Raw genomic sequence first — 13,068 nt, 5'->3', positions numbered from 1 at the left:
CGGGCGGTGGCGCCGGGCCGGTGGATCCCGGGGCAGCGGGAGGGGCGACCGGCGCTGCCCGATGAGGCAGCGCCGGTGCGGTGCTCAGACCTCGCCGGGGTAGACGCGCATCGGCACGCCGATGCGGTTCCAGGTGTTGATCAGGGCGGTGATGCCGACGAGTCCGCCGCGCTCGCCCTCGTCGAAGTTCTTCTCGACGGCGGCCCAGATCTCGTCGCTGACGCCGTGCTCGTCGAGTCGGGTGGCGGCCTCGGCGTAGTCGAGGGCGGCGCGTTCGGCCTCGGTGAACAGGCGCGACTCGCGCCAGGCGTTGAGGTGGTTGATGCGCTGCTCGGTCTCGCCTTCCTTGCGGGCCTCGGTGGTGTGCATGTCGATGCACAGGAGGCAGCCGTTCATCTGCGAGGCGCGGATCTTGACGAGCTCGCGGACGGTCGCGTCGAGCGGGCCCTTGCGGATGGCCTGGTCTGCGGCGTAGAAGGCCTGGTAGACCTCGGGGGCGGTCTCGGCGATGTTCATGCGTGCCACGGTTTCGTCCTTTCGTAGCGGCCGAACGGTCTCGGCTCGCCAGGTAGACGGCGCGGCTAGGGCAGGTGTGACAGCTTGTCGGGGTTGAGGACCCGGTCGATGCGTGTGATCCGTCCCTCAGTGATGGTGAAGGCGTCGGCGGAGGTGAGGTCCTCGCCGCGGTAGCCGAGGAGGTTGGGGCGGCCGTTGAACTCGACGTCGCGGTAGGCGTCGCCGAGTTTGGCGGCGATGCCGAGCAGGACGCGGGCGACCTTGTCGGCGCCGACGATGGTCTTGCGGGCGGCGTTGACCTTGCCGCCGCCGTCGGTGGTGTAGACCGCGTCGGGGTGGAGGAGGCCGATGAGGCGGGCGAGGTCGCCTTCCTCGTAGGCGGCCTTGAAGGCGCGCAGGATCCGCTCGCGTTCGGCGGTGGAGTGCTCGTCGTGGACCTCGGTGACCTCGGCCATGCGTTTGCGTGCGCGGGAGGCGAGCTGGCGGGTGGCGGCGGCGGACTTGCCGATCATCTCGCCGATCTCGGTGTAGGGGACGTCGAAGACGCCGTTGAGGACGGTGGTGAGCCGTTCCTCGGGGGTGAGGTTCTCCAGGGCGAGCAGCATGGTGGTGCTGATGGAGTCGTCGACGATGACCGGTTCGGCTGCGTCGGGGCCGGTGAGCAGCGGTTCGGGGAGCCAGGGGCCGACGTAGCTCTCGCGGCGGGCGCGGGCGGAGGTGAGCACGTCGTAGGAGCGCCGGGCGGCGACGGTGATGAGCCAGGCGCGCAGGTCGCGGACCTCGGTGAGGTCGGCGCCGGCGGCCCTGAGCCAGGTGTCCTGTACGACGTCCTCGGCGTCGGAGACGGTGCCGAGCAGCCGGTAGGCGACGCCGAAGACCGCGGACCGGTGGGCCCGCCACGCCTCGGCGTCGAGCGTCGTCGTGGTCACCACCCGATCGTAGGCACCCTCACGCATGGTGACAGCTCCACACGCCGTCTGGGATCCTGACGCGAGAGGCTTTCAAGCGCACGGGGTGGGCAGCGTGGTGGAGCGAGAGAAGGCGCGCGCGTTTCAGTGCGCGTTGCGTCGCGAGGGGTCCTATCAGGGCCTGGTGTGGAGTTATCGGGGTGTGCTGGCGGTGATCGTGGTGGGGGCGCCGCTGCTGGAGTTCACGGGAGGGGCGGCGCACGACTGGGTGGTCGCGGTGTTCGTGGTGGTCTTTCTCACCAGCTGGGGCGCGGTGCTGGGGACGATGCTGGTGCTGCTGCGGGCGGTGCCGGAGCTGCGCGGCCCCTCGCCGTTCATTCCGGCGTTCCTGCGGGCGCTGCTGTCCGACCTGGTGCTGCTGGAGCGGCGCCGGGTCGGGTCACGCCTGTGACGTGAGCATCTCGATGAGCGCGGCCGTGGCGGGCGGGTCGGGTGGCTCGCCGTAGGTGGCGGCGTAGATCCGGCGGGCGCCCTCGTCCAGGCGAGTGGTGTGCACGCCCGGCGCGTGGTGGGCGTGCAGGGCGAGTCCGTTGAGGATGGCCACGCCCAGCCCGGCGGCGACCAGCGACTGCGCCACGACGGTGTCGTCGCAGGCGTAGGCGACGCGCGGGGAGAAGCCGGCCCGTTCGCAGGCGGCGACCATGGCGGCCCGGCAGCGCTCGCAGCCGCCGACCCAGGCGGAGTCGCGGTGGTCGGCGAGGGTCTGGCGGGGGCGGTCGCTGACGAGGTAGAGGGGGTCGTCGAGCAGGTGGGTCAGCCGGATCCCGTCGTCTTCCAGCGGGGTGTCGGCGTGCCGGAAGATCAGGGCGATGTCGACGTGCCCGGCGCGCAGCATCCGCAGGCCGTCCTCGGGGTGGGCGTCGACGAGGTTGAGCTCGATGCCGGGGTGCGTGCGGGCCAATTCCACCGCCGCCTTCGGCACCAGTGTGCTCAGGACGGTCTGGAAACCGGCGAGGCGCACACGTCCGGCGCGCAGTCCCACGCGGGCGGCCAGCTCGACGGAGGCGGCGTCCAGGCGGCCCAGGATCTCGGTGGCCCGACGGGCGAGCAGGTCGCCTTCGGGCGTGAGGCGGATGCCGCGGCCCACCCGCTGGACGAGCTTGGCGCCGGTCGCCGACTCCAGCCGGCCGAGGTGGTGGCTCACCGAGGGCTGCGAGTAGTGCAGCTCCCGGGCGGCGCCGGTCACCGATCCGTGGCGGGCGACGGCGTCGAGCACCTTGAGGTGAGTCAGGTTCACACATCAAGTTTATCTATGGAATCAGCGCGAATTTGGCATTGGACGTCATGTCCGCCAGCGACCATCATCGCTGGAGGACGATCCACCGTGGACCGTCACGCGAAGGGAAACCACCATGTCACTGGCCCGTGTCCACAACTTCTCCATCTCCCTCGACGGCTTCGGCACCGGCGAGGGCACCAGCCGCGACGCCTACTTCGGCCACGCCGGCGAGCGCCTGCACGAGTGGATGTTCGCCACCGACTGGTGGACGACCGGCGGCAGCGCAGGTATCGACGACGCCTTCACCCGCCTCTACGAGCCGGGGATCGGCGCCGAGATCATGGGCGCCGGGAAGTTCGGCTTCCCCGGCTGGCACGAGGATCCCGAGTGGAAGGGCGCGTGGGGCCCCAACCCGCCGTTCCACTCGCCGGTCTTCGTCCTCACCCACCACACGCGCCCGCCGATCGAGATGGAGGGCGGCACGACCTTCCACTTCCTCGACGCCCCGCCCGCCGAGGCGCTGGCGACCGCCCGCGCGGCCGCCGGCGGCAAGGACGTGCGCATCGGCGGGGGAGCCACGGTCATCCGCGAGTTCCTCACCGCCGGGCTCATCGACCGCATGCACGTCGTGGTCGTGCCGATCCTGCTCGGCAGGGGCGTGCGCCTGTGGGACGGACTGGAGGGCATCGAGCGGGACTACGCGATCGAGACGGTCTCCTCGCCCAGCGGCGTCACGCACCTGACCTTCACCAAGACCAAGGCCGCGACCGGCGCCTGAGCGCGGTCAGCGACTCGACCAGGCGCCGCCGTTGACGTTGACGGTCTGGCCGGTCAGGTAGCGCGCGCCCGGCGAGGCCAGGTACAGCACGGTCCCGGCGATGTCGGCGGGCTCTCCGGGGCGGCCGACGGCGGTGGCGGCGACCCGGGCCGCGTGGCCCTCCTCGGTCATGATGTCGCCGAAGAACTCGGTCTCGGCGACGTAGCCGGGCGAGACGACGTTGGCGGTGATCCCGCGAGCGCCGAGGGTCCGCGCGAGGCCGACGTTCCAGCTCGCCAGCGCGGCCTTGGCAGCGCCGTAGGAGCCGTTGCCCTTGTCGGCGGCGATGGAGCCGACGTGCACGACGGCGCCGCCGGGCGCGAGCCGGCCGGAGACCAGTTCGGTGGTAAGCACGGCGGTGAGCAGGTTCGTGTCGAACTGGCGGCGCCAGGCCGCGGCGGTCCCGGCGAGGCCCTCGGGCTCGGCGGCGCCGATGTCGGTGTTGCCGCCGGCGTTGTTGACCAGCACGTCGAGGCTCGCGGGGAGGCGTTCGGCCAGCGCGGCGAGGGAGTCGGGCGAGGTGTGGTCGCAGACGGCGTACTCGACGCCGAGTTCGCCGGCGGCCTGCTTCAGGACGGCTTCGCGGCGGCCGGTGATGACGACGGTCTCGCCCTGCTCGGCGAAGGCGGCGGCGATGGCGCGGCCGATGCCCGTGCCGCCGCCGGTGACCAGGATGTGGCGTGTCATGGTGGGTCCTCCATGGGTTCAGGTCTAAATTTAGATCTAAACATAGCTCGGCGAGGAGTGCCCGTGACCGACGCCTACCCCCTCGACCAGACCGCCGCGATCCCCGCAGACGACATCGCCGCCGCCTGGCGGCGCGAACTCGACGGCGTCCCCACCCACTCCATCCCCGTCGTCACGCCCATCTGGCGCCTGGCCAAACTACTCGCCGACGAGCGCCGCCGCTTCCTCACCGAGCAGGGCGTCGACGCCGCCACCCTCGACCTGATCAGCACCCTGCGGCGCGACGGCGAGCCCTACCGGCTCACCACCCGCGAGCTCGCCGAGCGCTGCCTGGTCAGCGCCGGGGCGATCTCGCAGCGCGTCGCGCGCGCGGAGAAGGACGGCCTGGTGACGCGCGGGCCCGCCGGCGGGCGGCCGAAGTCGGTCGCGGTGACCCTGACGAGCGCCGGACACGACCTCACCGACGCGCTCGTCGGGGAGCTACTGCGCCGCGAGGCCGCGCTCATCGGCGACGGCGACCACACCGCGCTCGCCGCCGGACTGCGTGAGCTGCTGGCGGGTGTGACGTCGAGGCTGGCTCAGTAGACCAGCGCCTGCACGCCCGGCGTCAAGATCTCCTCGACGAAGACCGCCGCGCCGGCGATCCGCACGCCCTCGACGACGTCGTCGGGGCCGATGTCGCGGCGCACCGCGCACTGCGTGCACAAGGTGACCCGGCCACCGGCGAGGAGCGCTCCGAGAAGGTCGTCGAGCGGCGCCGAGTGCGGCAGCTCGAACTCCTCGGCCTTACCGGGCAACGCGAACCACGACGACTCGCCGGTCAGCCACAAGGAGACGTCGGCACCGGCGGCCAGCGCCGTCGAGGCGACCGTGAAGGCCTGCGCGCAACGCTCGGGGGCGTCGGCTCCGGCGGTGACCTTGACTACGAGGCTTCCAGACATCCCCCCACCCTAAGGCCCGGCCCGGCGGTTGCCGGAGAATGCACCCAAGCTTCGGGGAAGGCATGAGGATGACCACCATGACCATTGAGAACCGGATCGCCGACGAGCTGGGGGTGGCCGCGCGGCAGGTGCACGCGGCCGTCGACCTGCTCGACAGCGGATCGACCGTGCCGTTCATCGCCCGGTACCGCAAGGAGGTGACCGGCGCGCTCGACGACGCGCAGCTGCGCACACTGGAGGAGCGGCTGGGCTACCTGCGCGAGATGGAGCAGCGCCGCACCGCGATCCTGGAGTCGGTCCGCGAGCAGGGCAAGCTCACCGAGGAGCTGGAGGCGCAGATCCGCGCGGCCGACACCAAGGCGCGCCTGGAGGACGTCTACCTCCCCTACAAGCAGAAGCGCCGCACCAAGGCGCAGATCGCGCGCGAGGCCGGGCTCGAACCCCTCGCCGATCAGTTGCTCGCCGACTCCGACCACGACCCGGCCGAGGTCGCGGCGTCCTTCGTGGACGCCGGCAAGGGCGTCGCCGACGCCGCCGCCGCGCTCGAAGGCGCGCGCTCGATCCTCTCGGAGCGCTTCTCCGAGGACGCCGACCTGCTCGGCGAGCTGCGCGAGCTGATGTGGACGCGCGGCCGGCTGGTGTCGAAGGTCCGCGACGGCAAGGAGGCCGACGGCGCGAAGTTCTCCGACTACTTCGACTTCGCCGAGCCCTTCACCAAACTGCCCTCCCACCGGATCCTGGCGATGTTCCGGGGCCAGAAGGAGGACGTGCTCAACGTCGAGCTCGACCCCGAGCCCGAGGACCTCGACCCGGCCGCCGGGCGCGTGGTGACCGAGTACGAAACCCGCGTGGCGCAGCGCTTCGGCGTGTCCCAGCAGGGCCGCCCCGGCGACGCGTGGCTCGGCGAGACCGTCCGCTGGGCGTGGCGCACGCGGATCCTGTCGCACCTGGGCATCGACCTGCGGATGCGGCTGCGCGAGGCCGCCGAGGACGCCGCCGTCGGCGTGTTCGCCGCCAACCTGCGCGATCTGCTGCTGGCCGCACCGGCCGGCACCCGCGCCACGATGGGCCTCGACCCGGGCTTCCGCACCGGCGTGAAGGTCGCCGTCGTCGACGCCACCGGCAAGGTCGTCGCCCATCACACGATCTACCCGCACGTGCCGCGCCACGCCTGGGACGAGTCGATCGAGATCCTCGCCAAGCTCGCCGAGAAGCACGACGTGGAGCTGATCGCCATCGGCAACGGGACGGCCTCGCGGGAGACCGACAAGCTCGCCGGCGACCTGATCAAGCGACACGCGCGCCTGAAGCTGACCAAGATCGTGGTCTCCGAGGCGGGCGCCTCGGTCTACTCGGCCTCGGCGTACGCGTCGGCCGAACTGCCCGAGCTCGACGTGTCGATCCGGGGCGCGGTCTCCATCGCCCGCAGGCTCCAAGACCCCCTCGCCGAGCTGGTGAAGATCGACCCGAAGTCGATCGGGGTCGGGCAGTACCAGCACGACCTGGCCGAGTTCAAGCTGTCGCGCTCGCTCGACGCGGTCGTCGAGGACTGCGTGAACGCCGTCGGCGTCGACGTCAACACCGCCTCGGCTCCCCTGCTGACAAGGGTGTCGGGCATCGGCGAGACCCTGGCGAAGAACATCGTCACCCACCGCGACTCCAACGGCCCCTTCCGGGATCGCCGCGCCCTGCAACAGGTTCCGCGTCTGGGACCGAAGGCCTACGAGCAGTGCGCGGGCTTCCTGCGCATCCCCGGCGGCGACGACCCGCTCGACTCGTCGAGCGTGCACCCCGAGGCCTACCCGGTGGTGCACCGCATCCTCGCCGGCGCCGGTACCGACATCCGCGGCCTCATCGGCAACAACCTGGTGCTGCGCAAGCTCAAGCCGAGCGACTTCACCGACGAGAAGTTCGGCGTCCCGACGGTCACCGACATCCTCGCCGAGCTGGAGAAGCCCGGCCGCGACCCGCGTCCGGAGTTCAAGGCCGCGACCTTCGCCGAGGGCGTCGACACGCTCGCCGACCTGCGGCCGGGGATGATCCTCGAAGGGCAGGTCACCAACGTCGCCGCCTTCGGCGCCTTCGTCGACGTGGGCGTGCACCAGGACGGTCTCGTGCACGTCTCGGCGCTGTCGGACCGCTTCGTGTCCGACCCGCGCGAGGTCGTCAAGTCCGGCGACATCGTGCGGGTGAAGGTGCTGGAGGTCGACGCGCCGCGCAAGCGGATCTCGCTGACCCTGCGCCTCGACGACGAGCCGGGCGGCGGTCGCGGCGGATCCGGCGGGCGCGGGCAGCGCGGAGACCGCGGATCTGACGGAAACGGAAACGGAAACGGCAACGGCGGTGGCGGTGGCGGTCGTGGCGACCGCGGCGGCCAGCGCGGTGGCGGCGGTCGAGGCGGGCAGCCTCCGCGCCAGGGTCGCGGCCGTCGCGAGGAGGCGCCGGGCGGCGCCATCGCCGACGCGCTGCGCCGGGCCGGACTCGTCGACGACAAGGGCAAGCCGAAGTCCTGATCGCTTGCGGGACAACGGAAACGGGCGGCGCCCCTGGCGCCGCCCGTTCTTCCTACCCCCGGGCCTTGATGCCCTCGATGATGCTCTCGAAGGCGTCGGCGGCGTGCCCGTCGGCCGCGCGACGGTCCAGCAGGGCCTTGATCGGGTCGATGAGCAGCGTGTCGACCCCCTGGTCGCGGCCGGCCCGGTGGATGAGGTCGAAGGCGCTCTTGTTGAAGGCGACGCTCTGCGTCACCGCCGTGTAGTCGCCCGAGTCGATGACGGCCGCGTGGGCGGGGATGGCGCCGGCCATCGCGGTGAGCCACCCGGCGACGCGCGGCGCGAACTCCGCGGCCGAGATCCCGGCGGGGGCCACCATCGCCATGCTGTGGAAGACACCGGTGAACATCGAGTACATCGCCGACAGCAGCGCGAAGTCCACAAGGGACGCCGTGCCCGGGTCGGCGCCGAAGTAGGTGCTCTCGGCCAGCAGGTCGAACACCGGGCGCCAGGTCGTGAACAGCGCTTCCGGTCCGCTGTAGAGGATCGAGGCCCCCGGCCGCCCGATCATCTGCGGGACGGCCATCATCCCGCCGTCGAGGTAGTCGATCCCCCGTTCCTCGGCCCACGCGGCCATCTCGCGCGCCTGGTCGGGTGTGCCGCTGGTGAGGTTGACGATCACCTTGCCGCGCAGGCGGTCGGCGACCGGTTCGAGGACCTCGCGAACGGTGTCGTAGGTCAGCAGCGTCACGATCGCCACCGACCCGGCCTCGATGGCCCCGACGGCGGTCGCGGTCTCGGTGACACCGAGCGCGGTCAGTTCCTCCGCACGGCCCGGGGTGCGGTTCCACACGGTCGTGGCGTGCCCGGCGGCGTGCAGGGTCCGGGCGATCTCGCGGCCCATGGCGCCGAGGCCGATGACGGTGGTGCCCGGCTTGTGCTCGTTCATTTCAGAGGTCCTTCGGTAAGTGTCGGCTGTGTCGGCGCGCCCGGCCAATGTTCGACGGCAGGCCGGTGAGCTGCAAGTACGCACCGAAAAGTCAGGCACTCACCTATTGGTGAGCAAGGAGGTCGGCGGGCCGCGCTATGAGCGGGCTCACGCCGGGGAGACGAGGAGGGACCGCCGTGGCCGAGGCCGCGGCGGTCCCTCCTCGGTTACGGCGTCAGCTCGCGGCACCGTCGTCGACCATGTGCAGGATCTCGCCGACGACCCGGTACCCGGCCTTCTCGTAGGCCCGGCCGGCGCCGTCGTCGGCGGGGTCGAGCCAGGCGGTGCGCACACCGTTGGCGTGGAGCGCGCGGGTCAGGTGCGCTGTCAGAGCCGCGGCGATGCCCTGGCGGCGGTAGGCCGGCGCCACGGCGATCCCGCCGATCTCGGAGATCGCGTCGATCGCCGGGCCGGTCTGCCCGGCGCCGACGATCTCGCCGGAGTCGAGCACCGCGACGGCGAGCAGCCCGCCGCGCTCCAGCGAGCGCGTGTGCGAGCGGATCACCACGTCCCTCGGCGGGATCTCGTCGTCGAAGGCGGGATGCTGCACGGCGGCGGCGCCGACGAAGGACTCCTCGTCGGTGGCGTCCAGGATGGACAGACCGGCGGGGAGCGGCAGATCCGCGACCTCGCCCGGAGCGCAGGCCATCAGCCTGCCCCGGTGCTGTTCGCGGTATCCCTTGGCGCGCAGCGCGTCGGCGAGCTTCGGGCTGCGCGTCGGCAGGAACTCGAACCTCGGAACGCGGCCCTTGGCCGCAAACGCCTCGGCGAGCTCGTCGAGTTCGGCGTCGGTGGGATCGGTGTCCTCGTCGGGGATCGCGTAGTTGAGGAAGAGGTTGTCGCTGTCGGGGTCGAACCGGCAGACGAAGCGACCGACACGGGTGGACAGCCCGGAGCCGAGGATGTTGGCGCGGGCATGGTTCTGGATGTCGATATCCACGGTGGGATGGAGCCTTCCGCTCAAGAAAAGGTGTCAGAGAGAACGCCACCGGACGGACGCCGAAACGGCTCCGCTGGATGTTCGTGCCGGTGGCCTAGTGGCCGACCCGCATTCGAATGGCCTCACCTTGTCTTGAACGGGGTGCCGCGTGATCACGCGGCGGACGCGACGAGGTTAGCAGAGGGGCCGGGCGCGCGGCGAGCGCCTTTCCGCCCGTCGCGACCGTTGTCTAGCCAGAACCCAATACGACCCGATACGCTCCTAGCCCATGGACCCGGTACGCAATCCCTACGCGCCCGGGGCGGGGCAGCGGCCGCCGCAGCTCGCGGGGCGCGACCGGGAGCTGCGCGCCTTCGAGGTGGTCCTCGACCGTGTCGCGCGCGGCCGTCCCGAGCGCTCGCTGGTCCTCACCGGGCTGCGCGGGGTCGGCAAGACCGTCCTGCTCAACTCGCTGCGCAGTCAGGCGATCGCGAAGTTGTGGGGCACCGGGAAGATCGAGGCGCGTCCCGACCAGTCGCTGCGGCGGCCGCTGTCGGGAGCGCTGCACATGGCGGTCCGGGAGCTGGGCACGCGGCACCGCGCGCCCGAGCGCGTGGAGTCCTTCCTGTCGACGCTGAAGGCCTTCGCGCTCAAGAGCAATCCGGCCGGGGCTCGCCTGCGCGACCGCTGGGAGCCGGGCATCGACGCGCCGACGGGCAGCGGCCGGGCCGACTCCGGCGACATCGAGATCGACCTGGTGGAGTTGTTCACCGACGCCGCCGAGATCGCCGCCGACGTCGGGACGGGCCTGGCGATCTTCATCGACGAGATGCAGGACCTGTCCACTTCGGACGTCTCGGCGCTGTGCGCGGCCTGCCACGAGCTGTCCCAGGCCGGGACGCCGCTGATCGTGGTCGGCGCGGGGCTTCCCCACCTGCCGGCGGTCCTGTCGGCCTCGAAGTCGTACTCCGAGCGGTTGTTCACCTACATGCGCATCGACCGCCTCGGCGCCGACGACGCCGCGCACGCGCTGACGGCCCCCGCCGAAAAAGAAGGCGCGGTCTACGAGTCCGACGCCCTCGCCGCACTGTTCGGGCACTCCGGCGGCTACCCCTACTTCGTGCAGGCGTACGGGAAGGCGACCTGGGACCACGCCCCGGTCACGCCCATCACCGCCGAGGACGTGCGCGTGGCCGCCCCCGCCGCCGAGGCGGAGCTGGCCGTGGGATTCTTCGGTTCGCGCTACGAGCGCGCGACCCCCGCCGAGCGCGAGTACATGCGGGCGATGGCCGACCTCACCGAGGGCCCGGCGGGAGCGGTGAGCACCGCCGACGTCGCCAGAGTCCTGGGGCGCAAGCCCTCCAGCCTCTCCCCGGCCCGGGACGCGCTGATCAAGAAGGGCCTGATCTTCGCCGAGGAGCGCGGTGTCGTCGCCTTCACGGTCCCGCACTTCGACCGCTACCTGAGAGGCAGGGCATGAGCTACTACGACCAGCGCGCCCACGCTAGCCACACGAAGCCGAGCTGGATCTTCCTGGCCTTCGTGGCCCTCTTCCTGGGCACCGGCGTCGCGCTGTGGGCCGAGGCGACCGGCGACGTCCGCGGGATCGGGACCGGCCTGACGGTCTTCCTGTTCGTGCTGGCGGGCTGGGTCGTGTCGCTGTGCCTGCACGAGTTCGGGCACGCGCTGACGGCCTACAAGGGCGGCGACCACACGATTCCGGAGAAGGGCTACCTCACCCTCAACCCGCTGAAGTACACCCACGCGGTGCTCTCGATCGTGCTCCCGCTGGTCTTCGTGATCCTCGGCGGCATCGGTCTTCCCGGTGGCGCGGTGTGGGTCCAGCGCGGCCTGCTGCGCAGCAAGAAGATCGACTCCATCGTCTCGGCCATGGGCCCGGCCTCCAACGCCCTGTTCGCCGTGATCCTGGGCGTCCTGCTCGCCACCGGCGTTCTCGACAACGCCGGCATCGCCCTCCAGTCGGCCGTCGCCTATCTCTGCATGCTCCAGGTGACCGCCACGATCCTGAACCTGCTGCCGATCCCGGGCCTCGACGGCTACGGCATCATCGAGCCCTGGCTGCCGCCGGAGTACTCGCGCAACATCGCCAAGATCGCCCCCTTCGGGATCCTGCTGCTCTTCGTCCTGCTGCTGCACCCGGTGATCAACCGCTACTTCTTCGACTTCGTCTACTGGATCCTCGGCCTCCTCGGCGTCGACACGCTGCTGGTGGGCCTGGGCTCCAACCTGTTCCGGTTCTGGACGTGAGGGCGCGCCTTCCCTACGCCGCCGCTGCCGTGGCGACCGTCGCCGCCGGCCTCGGCGTCCGCTCCACATGGGACGGCGCGTTCGCCAAGTACGCCGGGTCGGCGCTGTACGCCCTGCTCATCTTCTGGCTGGTGCTGGTCGTCGCCCCGCGCACCCGGCCGCTCGTCGCGGCGGCGGCGGCCTGCGCCTTCAGCTGGGCCGTCGAGTTCTTCCAGCTCACCCCCATCCCCGGCGAACTCTCCTCGAACCCCGTGGCGCGCCTGGTCCTCGGCTCGACCTTCAACGCCCCCGACCTGCTCTGGTACGCCGTCGGCGCGCTCGCCGGGGCGGGCGTGGTCAGCCTCGCACGGCGGCAAGATCGCCGAACTACAGTTGCCGCCGATACCTGACCTCGGAAGGCACCCCACATGAGCACGAACGACACGGCCCGGGACGAACTGCTGCGAACCTGGCCCACATGGCGCGCCCAGCGCGACGCCGGCCTCAAGGGCCCGTACAGCGCGCTGAGCCTGGTCGCCCTGCACTGGCTGGAGGAGGGCGAGCCGTCGACCTTCGACGAGGTGCCCGGTACCTGGCTGGCCACCGCCGACCACGTCACCGTGACCGCGAAGGCCGCCGACGGGCTCACCCTGTCGGGGGCGCCGGTCGACGGTGAGACGGTGATCCCGCTGGTGAACACCACCTCGGACGAGACCCTGAAGTTCGGTGACGTGGTCGTCGAGGTCATCGACCGGGGCGGCTTCGCCTTCCGGGTCCGCGACCCGAAGTCGGCCGCGCTGACGGCGTTCACCGGCGTGCCGGCCTACGAGCCGCAGGCCCGCTGGATCGTCGACGCGGTGTTCGAGCCCTACGAGACCGCCCGCACCGTCGAGGTCGGCTCGGTCGTCGAGGGCTACACCTCGACCGGCACCGCGGCGGGGATCGTGCGCTTCGAGGTCGGCGGGCAGGAGCAGACGCTGACGGTCTTCGACGGCGGCGGGCTCTACACGCTGTTCCGCGACGCCACCAGCGGCGTGACGACCAGCGCCTCGGCCCGCTTCCTCGACATCGCCGCGCCCGGCGACGGCGGCCGAGTGCTGCTGGACTTCAACCGGGCGCGCAACCTGCCGTGCGCCTTCAACGACTACTCGACCTGCCCGGTGCCGCCCTACGAGAACCGGCTGGCCGTGGCCGTCGAGGCCGGCGAGAAGATCCCGGCGTAGATATGTCGACGGCCCCCACCGAGCGCTTGGTGGGGGCCGTCGATTTCCGGT

15 protein-coding genes are annotated in these 13,068 nt (G+C 71.6%); 8 read left to right on the top strand and 7 right to left on the bottom strand.

Going from position 1 to position 13,068, the window contains the following annotated elements; all coding sequences use genetic code 11:
* Positions 1-84: 84 nt before the first annotated feature.
* Both AB0I28_RS21170 and sigJ read right to left on the bottom strand, forming a co-directional pair.
* Positions 85-516, bottom strand: coding sequence for a carboxymuconolactone decarboxylase family protein (locus AB0I28_RS21170; protein WP_357495957.1), 432 nt, complete (start codon positions 514-516; stop codon positions 85-87).
* A 65-nt stretch (positions 517-581) separates the two neighbouring features.
* On the bottom strand, positions 582-1,445 hold the full coding sequence (sigJ, locus tag AB0I28_RS21165; RefSeq protein WP_357495723.1) for an RNA polymerase sigma factor SigJ: 864 nt from the start codon (positions 1,443-1,445) through the stop codon (positions 582-584).
* A 94-nt stretch (positions 1,446-1,539) separates the two neighbouring features.
* On the opposite strand from sigJ, the gene AB0I28_RS21160 reads away from it, so the two are divergent.
* Positions 1,540-1,875: a hypothetical protein gene (locus AB0I28_RS21160; protein WP_357495722.1), complete on the top strand. Its 336-nt coding sequence runs from the start codon at positions 1,540-1,542 to the stop codon at positions 1,873-1,875.
* Here AB0I28_RS21160 and AB0I28_RS21155 read toward each other — a convergent pair.
* Positions 1,864-2,721 (bottom strand): LysR family transcriptional regulator, encoded by an 858-nt coding sequence (locus tag AB0I28_RS21155; RefSeq protein ID WP_357495721.1) that lies wholly within the window; start codon positions 2,719-2,721, stop codon positions 1,864-1,866. The two genes, AB0I28_RS21160 and AB0I28_RS21155, sit on opposite strands and share 12 nt — an antisense overlap.
* A gap of 115 nt (positions 2,722-2,836) precedes the next feature.
* On the opposite strand from AB0I28_RS21155, the gene AB0I28_RS21150 reads away from it, so the two are divergent.
* A complete protein-coding gene (locus tag AB0I28_RS21150) occupies positions 2,837-3,481 on the top strand; it encodes a dihydrofolate reductase family protein (RefSeq protein WP_357495719.1) in 645 nt (214 codons plus the stop codon).
* A gap of 6 nt (positions 3,482-3,487) precedes the next feature.
* Here AB0I28_RS21150 and AB0I28_RS21145 read toward each other — a convergent pair whose 3' ends face one another.
* The gene (locus AB0I28_RS21145; protein ID WP_357495717.1) at positions 3,488-4,207 is read right to left on the bottom strand and encodes an SDR family oxidoreductase; all 720 of its coding nucleotides are present in this window, start codon (positions 4,205-4,207) and stop codon (positions 3,488-3,490) included.
* Positions 4,208-4,270: 63 nt separating this feature from the next.
* Here AB0I28_RS21145 and AB0I28_RS21140 point away from each other — a divergent pair, with 63 nt between their 5' ends.
* Positions 4,271-4,792 (top strand): MarR family winged helix-turn-helix transcriptional regulator, encoded by a 522-nt coding sequence (locus AB0I28_RS21140; protein WP_357495715.1) that lies wholly within the window; start codon positions 4,271-4,273, stop codon positions 4,790-4,792.
* Here the strand turns inward: AB0I28_RS21140 and AB0I28_RS21135 are convergent.
* Positions 4,786-5,148 carry a DsrE family protein gene (locus AB0I28_RS21135; RefSeq protein ID WP_357495713.1) on the bottom strand — a complete coding sequence of 121 codons (363 nt, stop codon included), beginning with the start codon at positions 5,146-5,148 and terminating at the stop codon, positions 4,786-4,788. The genes AB0I28_RS21140 and AB0I28_RS21135 overlap by 7 nt on opposite strands.
* Before the next feature lie 68 nt (positions 5,149-5,216).
* On the opposite strand from AB0I28_RS21135, the gene AB0I28_RS21130 reads away from it, so the two are divergent.
* Positions 5,217-7,661 carry a Tex family protein gene (locus tag AB0I28_RS21130; protein WP_357495711.1) on the top strand — a complete coding sequence of 815 codons (2,445 nt, stop codon included), beginning with the start codon at positions 5,217-5,219 and terminating at the stop codon, positions 7,659-7,661.
* Between the two features lie 52 nt (positions 7,662-7,713).
* On the opposite strand, the gene AB0I28_RS21125 is transcribed toward AB0I28_RS21130, so the two are convergent.
* Positions 7,714-8,589 (bottom strand): NAD(P)-binding domain-containing protein, encoded by an 876-nt coding sequence (locus AB0I28_RS21125; protein WP_357495709.1) that lies wholly within the window; start codon positions 8,587-8,589, stop codon positions 7,714-7,716.
* Positions 8,590-8,803: 214 nt separating this feature from the next.
* Positions 8,804-9,568 carry a GNAT family N-acetyltransferase gene (locus AB0I28_RS21120; RefSeq protein ID WP_357495707.1) on the bottom strand — a complete coding sequence of 255 codons (765 nt, stop codon included), beginning with the start codon at positions 9,566-9,568 and terminating at the stop codon, positions 8,804-8,806.
* Between the two features lie 268 nt (positions 9,569-9,836).
* Here AB0I28_RS21120 and AB0I28_RS21115 point away from each other — a divergent pair, with 268 nt between their 5' ends.
* From AB0I28_RS21115 to AB0I28_RS21100, 4 genes are read left to right on the top strand one after another with little or no spacing between them, the layout of a single operon-like run.
* A complete protein-coding gene (locus AB0I28_RS21115; RefSeq protein ID WP_357495705.1) occupies positions 9,837-11,027 on the top strand; it encodes an ATP-binding protein in 1,191 nt (396 codons plus the stop codon).
* Positions 11,024-11,815 (top strand): site-2 protease family protein, encoded by a 792-nt coding sequence (locus tag AB0I28_RS21110; RefSeq protein ID WP_357495703.1) that lies wholly within the window; start codon positions 11,024-11,026, stop codon positions 11,813-11,815. Before AB0I28_RS21115 ends, AB0I28_RS21110 begins: the two co-directional genes overlap by 4 nt.
* Positions 11,812-12,204 carry a DUF2809 domain-containing protein gene (locus AB0I28_RS21105; protein ID WP_357495701.1) on the top strand — a complete coding sequence of 131 codons (393 nt, stop codon included), beginning with the start codon at positions 11,812-11,814 and terminating at the stop codon, positions 12,202-12,204. The genes AB0I28_RS21110 and AB0I28_RS21105 overlap by 4 nt, the downstream gene beginning before the upstream one ends.
* 18 nt (positions 12,205-12,222) lie before the next feature.
* Positions 12,223-13,017, top strand: coding sequence for a DUF1684 domain-containing protein (locus AB0I28_RS21100; protein WP_357495699.1), 795 nt, complete (start codon positions 12,223-12,225; stop codon positions 13,015-13,017).
* Positions 13,018-13,068 lie beyond the last annotated feature (51 nt).

The organism is Phytomonospora sp. NPDC050363 (assembly GCF_040655735.1).
GTDB lineage: Bacteria > Actinomycetota > Actinomycetes > Mycobacteriales > Micromonosporaceae > Phytomonospora.
The sequence above is the reverse complement of the archived record's forward strand: the minus strand, read 5'-3'. Positions and strand labels throughout refer to the sequence as shown.

What these genes read in the sequence shown, in the direction of transcription:
- AB0I28_RS21145 (WP_357495717.1), bottom strand. Translation starts at nt 4,207, where the DNA reads ATGACACGCCACATCCTGGTCACCGGCGGCGGCACGGGCATCGGCCGC.
- AB0I28_RS21110 (WP_357495703.1), top strand. Translation starts at nt 11,024, where the DNA reads ATGAGCTACTACGACCAGCGCGCCCACGCTAGCCACACGAAGCCGAGC.
- AB0I28_RS21100 (WP_357495699.1), top strand. Translation starts at nt 12,223, where the DNA reads ATGAGCACGAACGACACGGCCCGGGACGAACTGCTGCGAACCTGGCCC.
- AB0I28_RS21115 (WP_357495705.1), top strand. Translation starts at nt 9,837, where the DNA reads ATGGACCCGGTACGCAATCCCTACGCGCCCGGGGCGGGGCAGCGGCCG.
- AB0I28_RS21130 (WP_357495711.1), top strand. Translation starts at nt 5,217, where the DNA reads ATGACCACCATGACCATTGAGAACCGGATCGCCGACGAGCTGGGGGTG.
- AB0I28_RS21170 (WP_357495957.1), bottom strand. Translation starts at nt 516, where the DNA reads ATGAACATCGCCGAGACCGCCCCCGAGGTCTACCAGGCCTTCTACGCC.
- AB0I28_RS21150 (WP_357495719.1), top strand. Translation starts at nt 2,837, where the DNA reads ATGTCACTGGCCCGTGTCCACAACTTCTCCATCTCCCTCGACGGCTTC.
- AB0I28_RS21125 (WP_357495709.1), bottom strand. Translation starts at nt 8,589, where the DNA reads ATGAACGAGCACAAGCCGGGCACCACCGTCATCGGCCTCGGCGCCATG.
- AB0I28_RS21135 (WP_357495713.1), bottom strand. Translation starts at nt 5,148, where the DNA reads ATGTCTGGAAGCCTCGTAGTCAAGGTCACCGCCGGAGCCGACGCCCCC.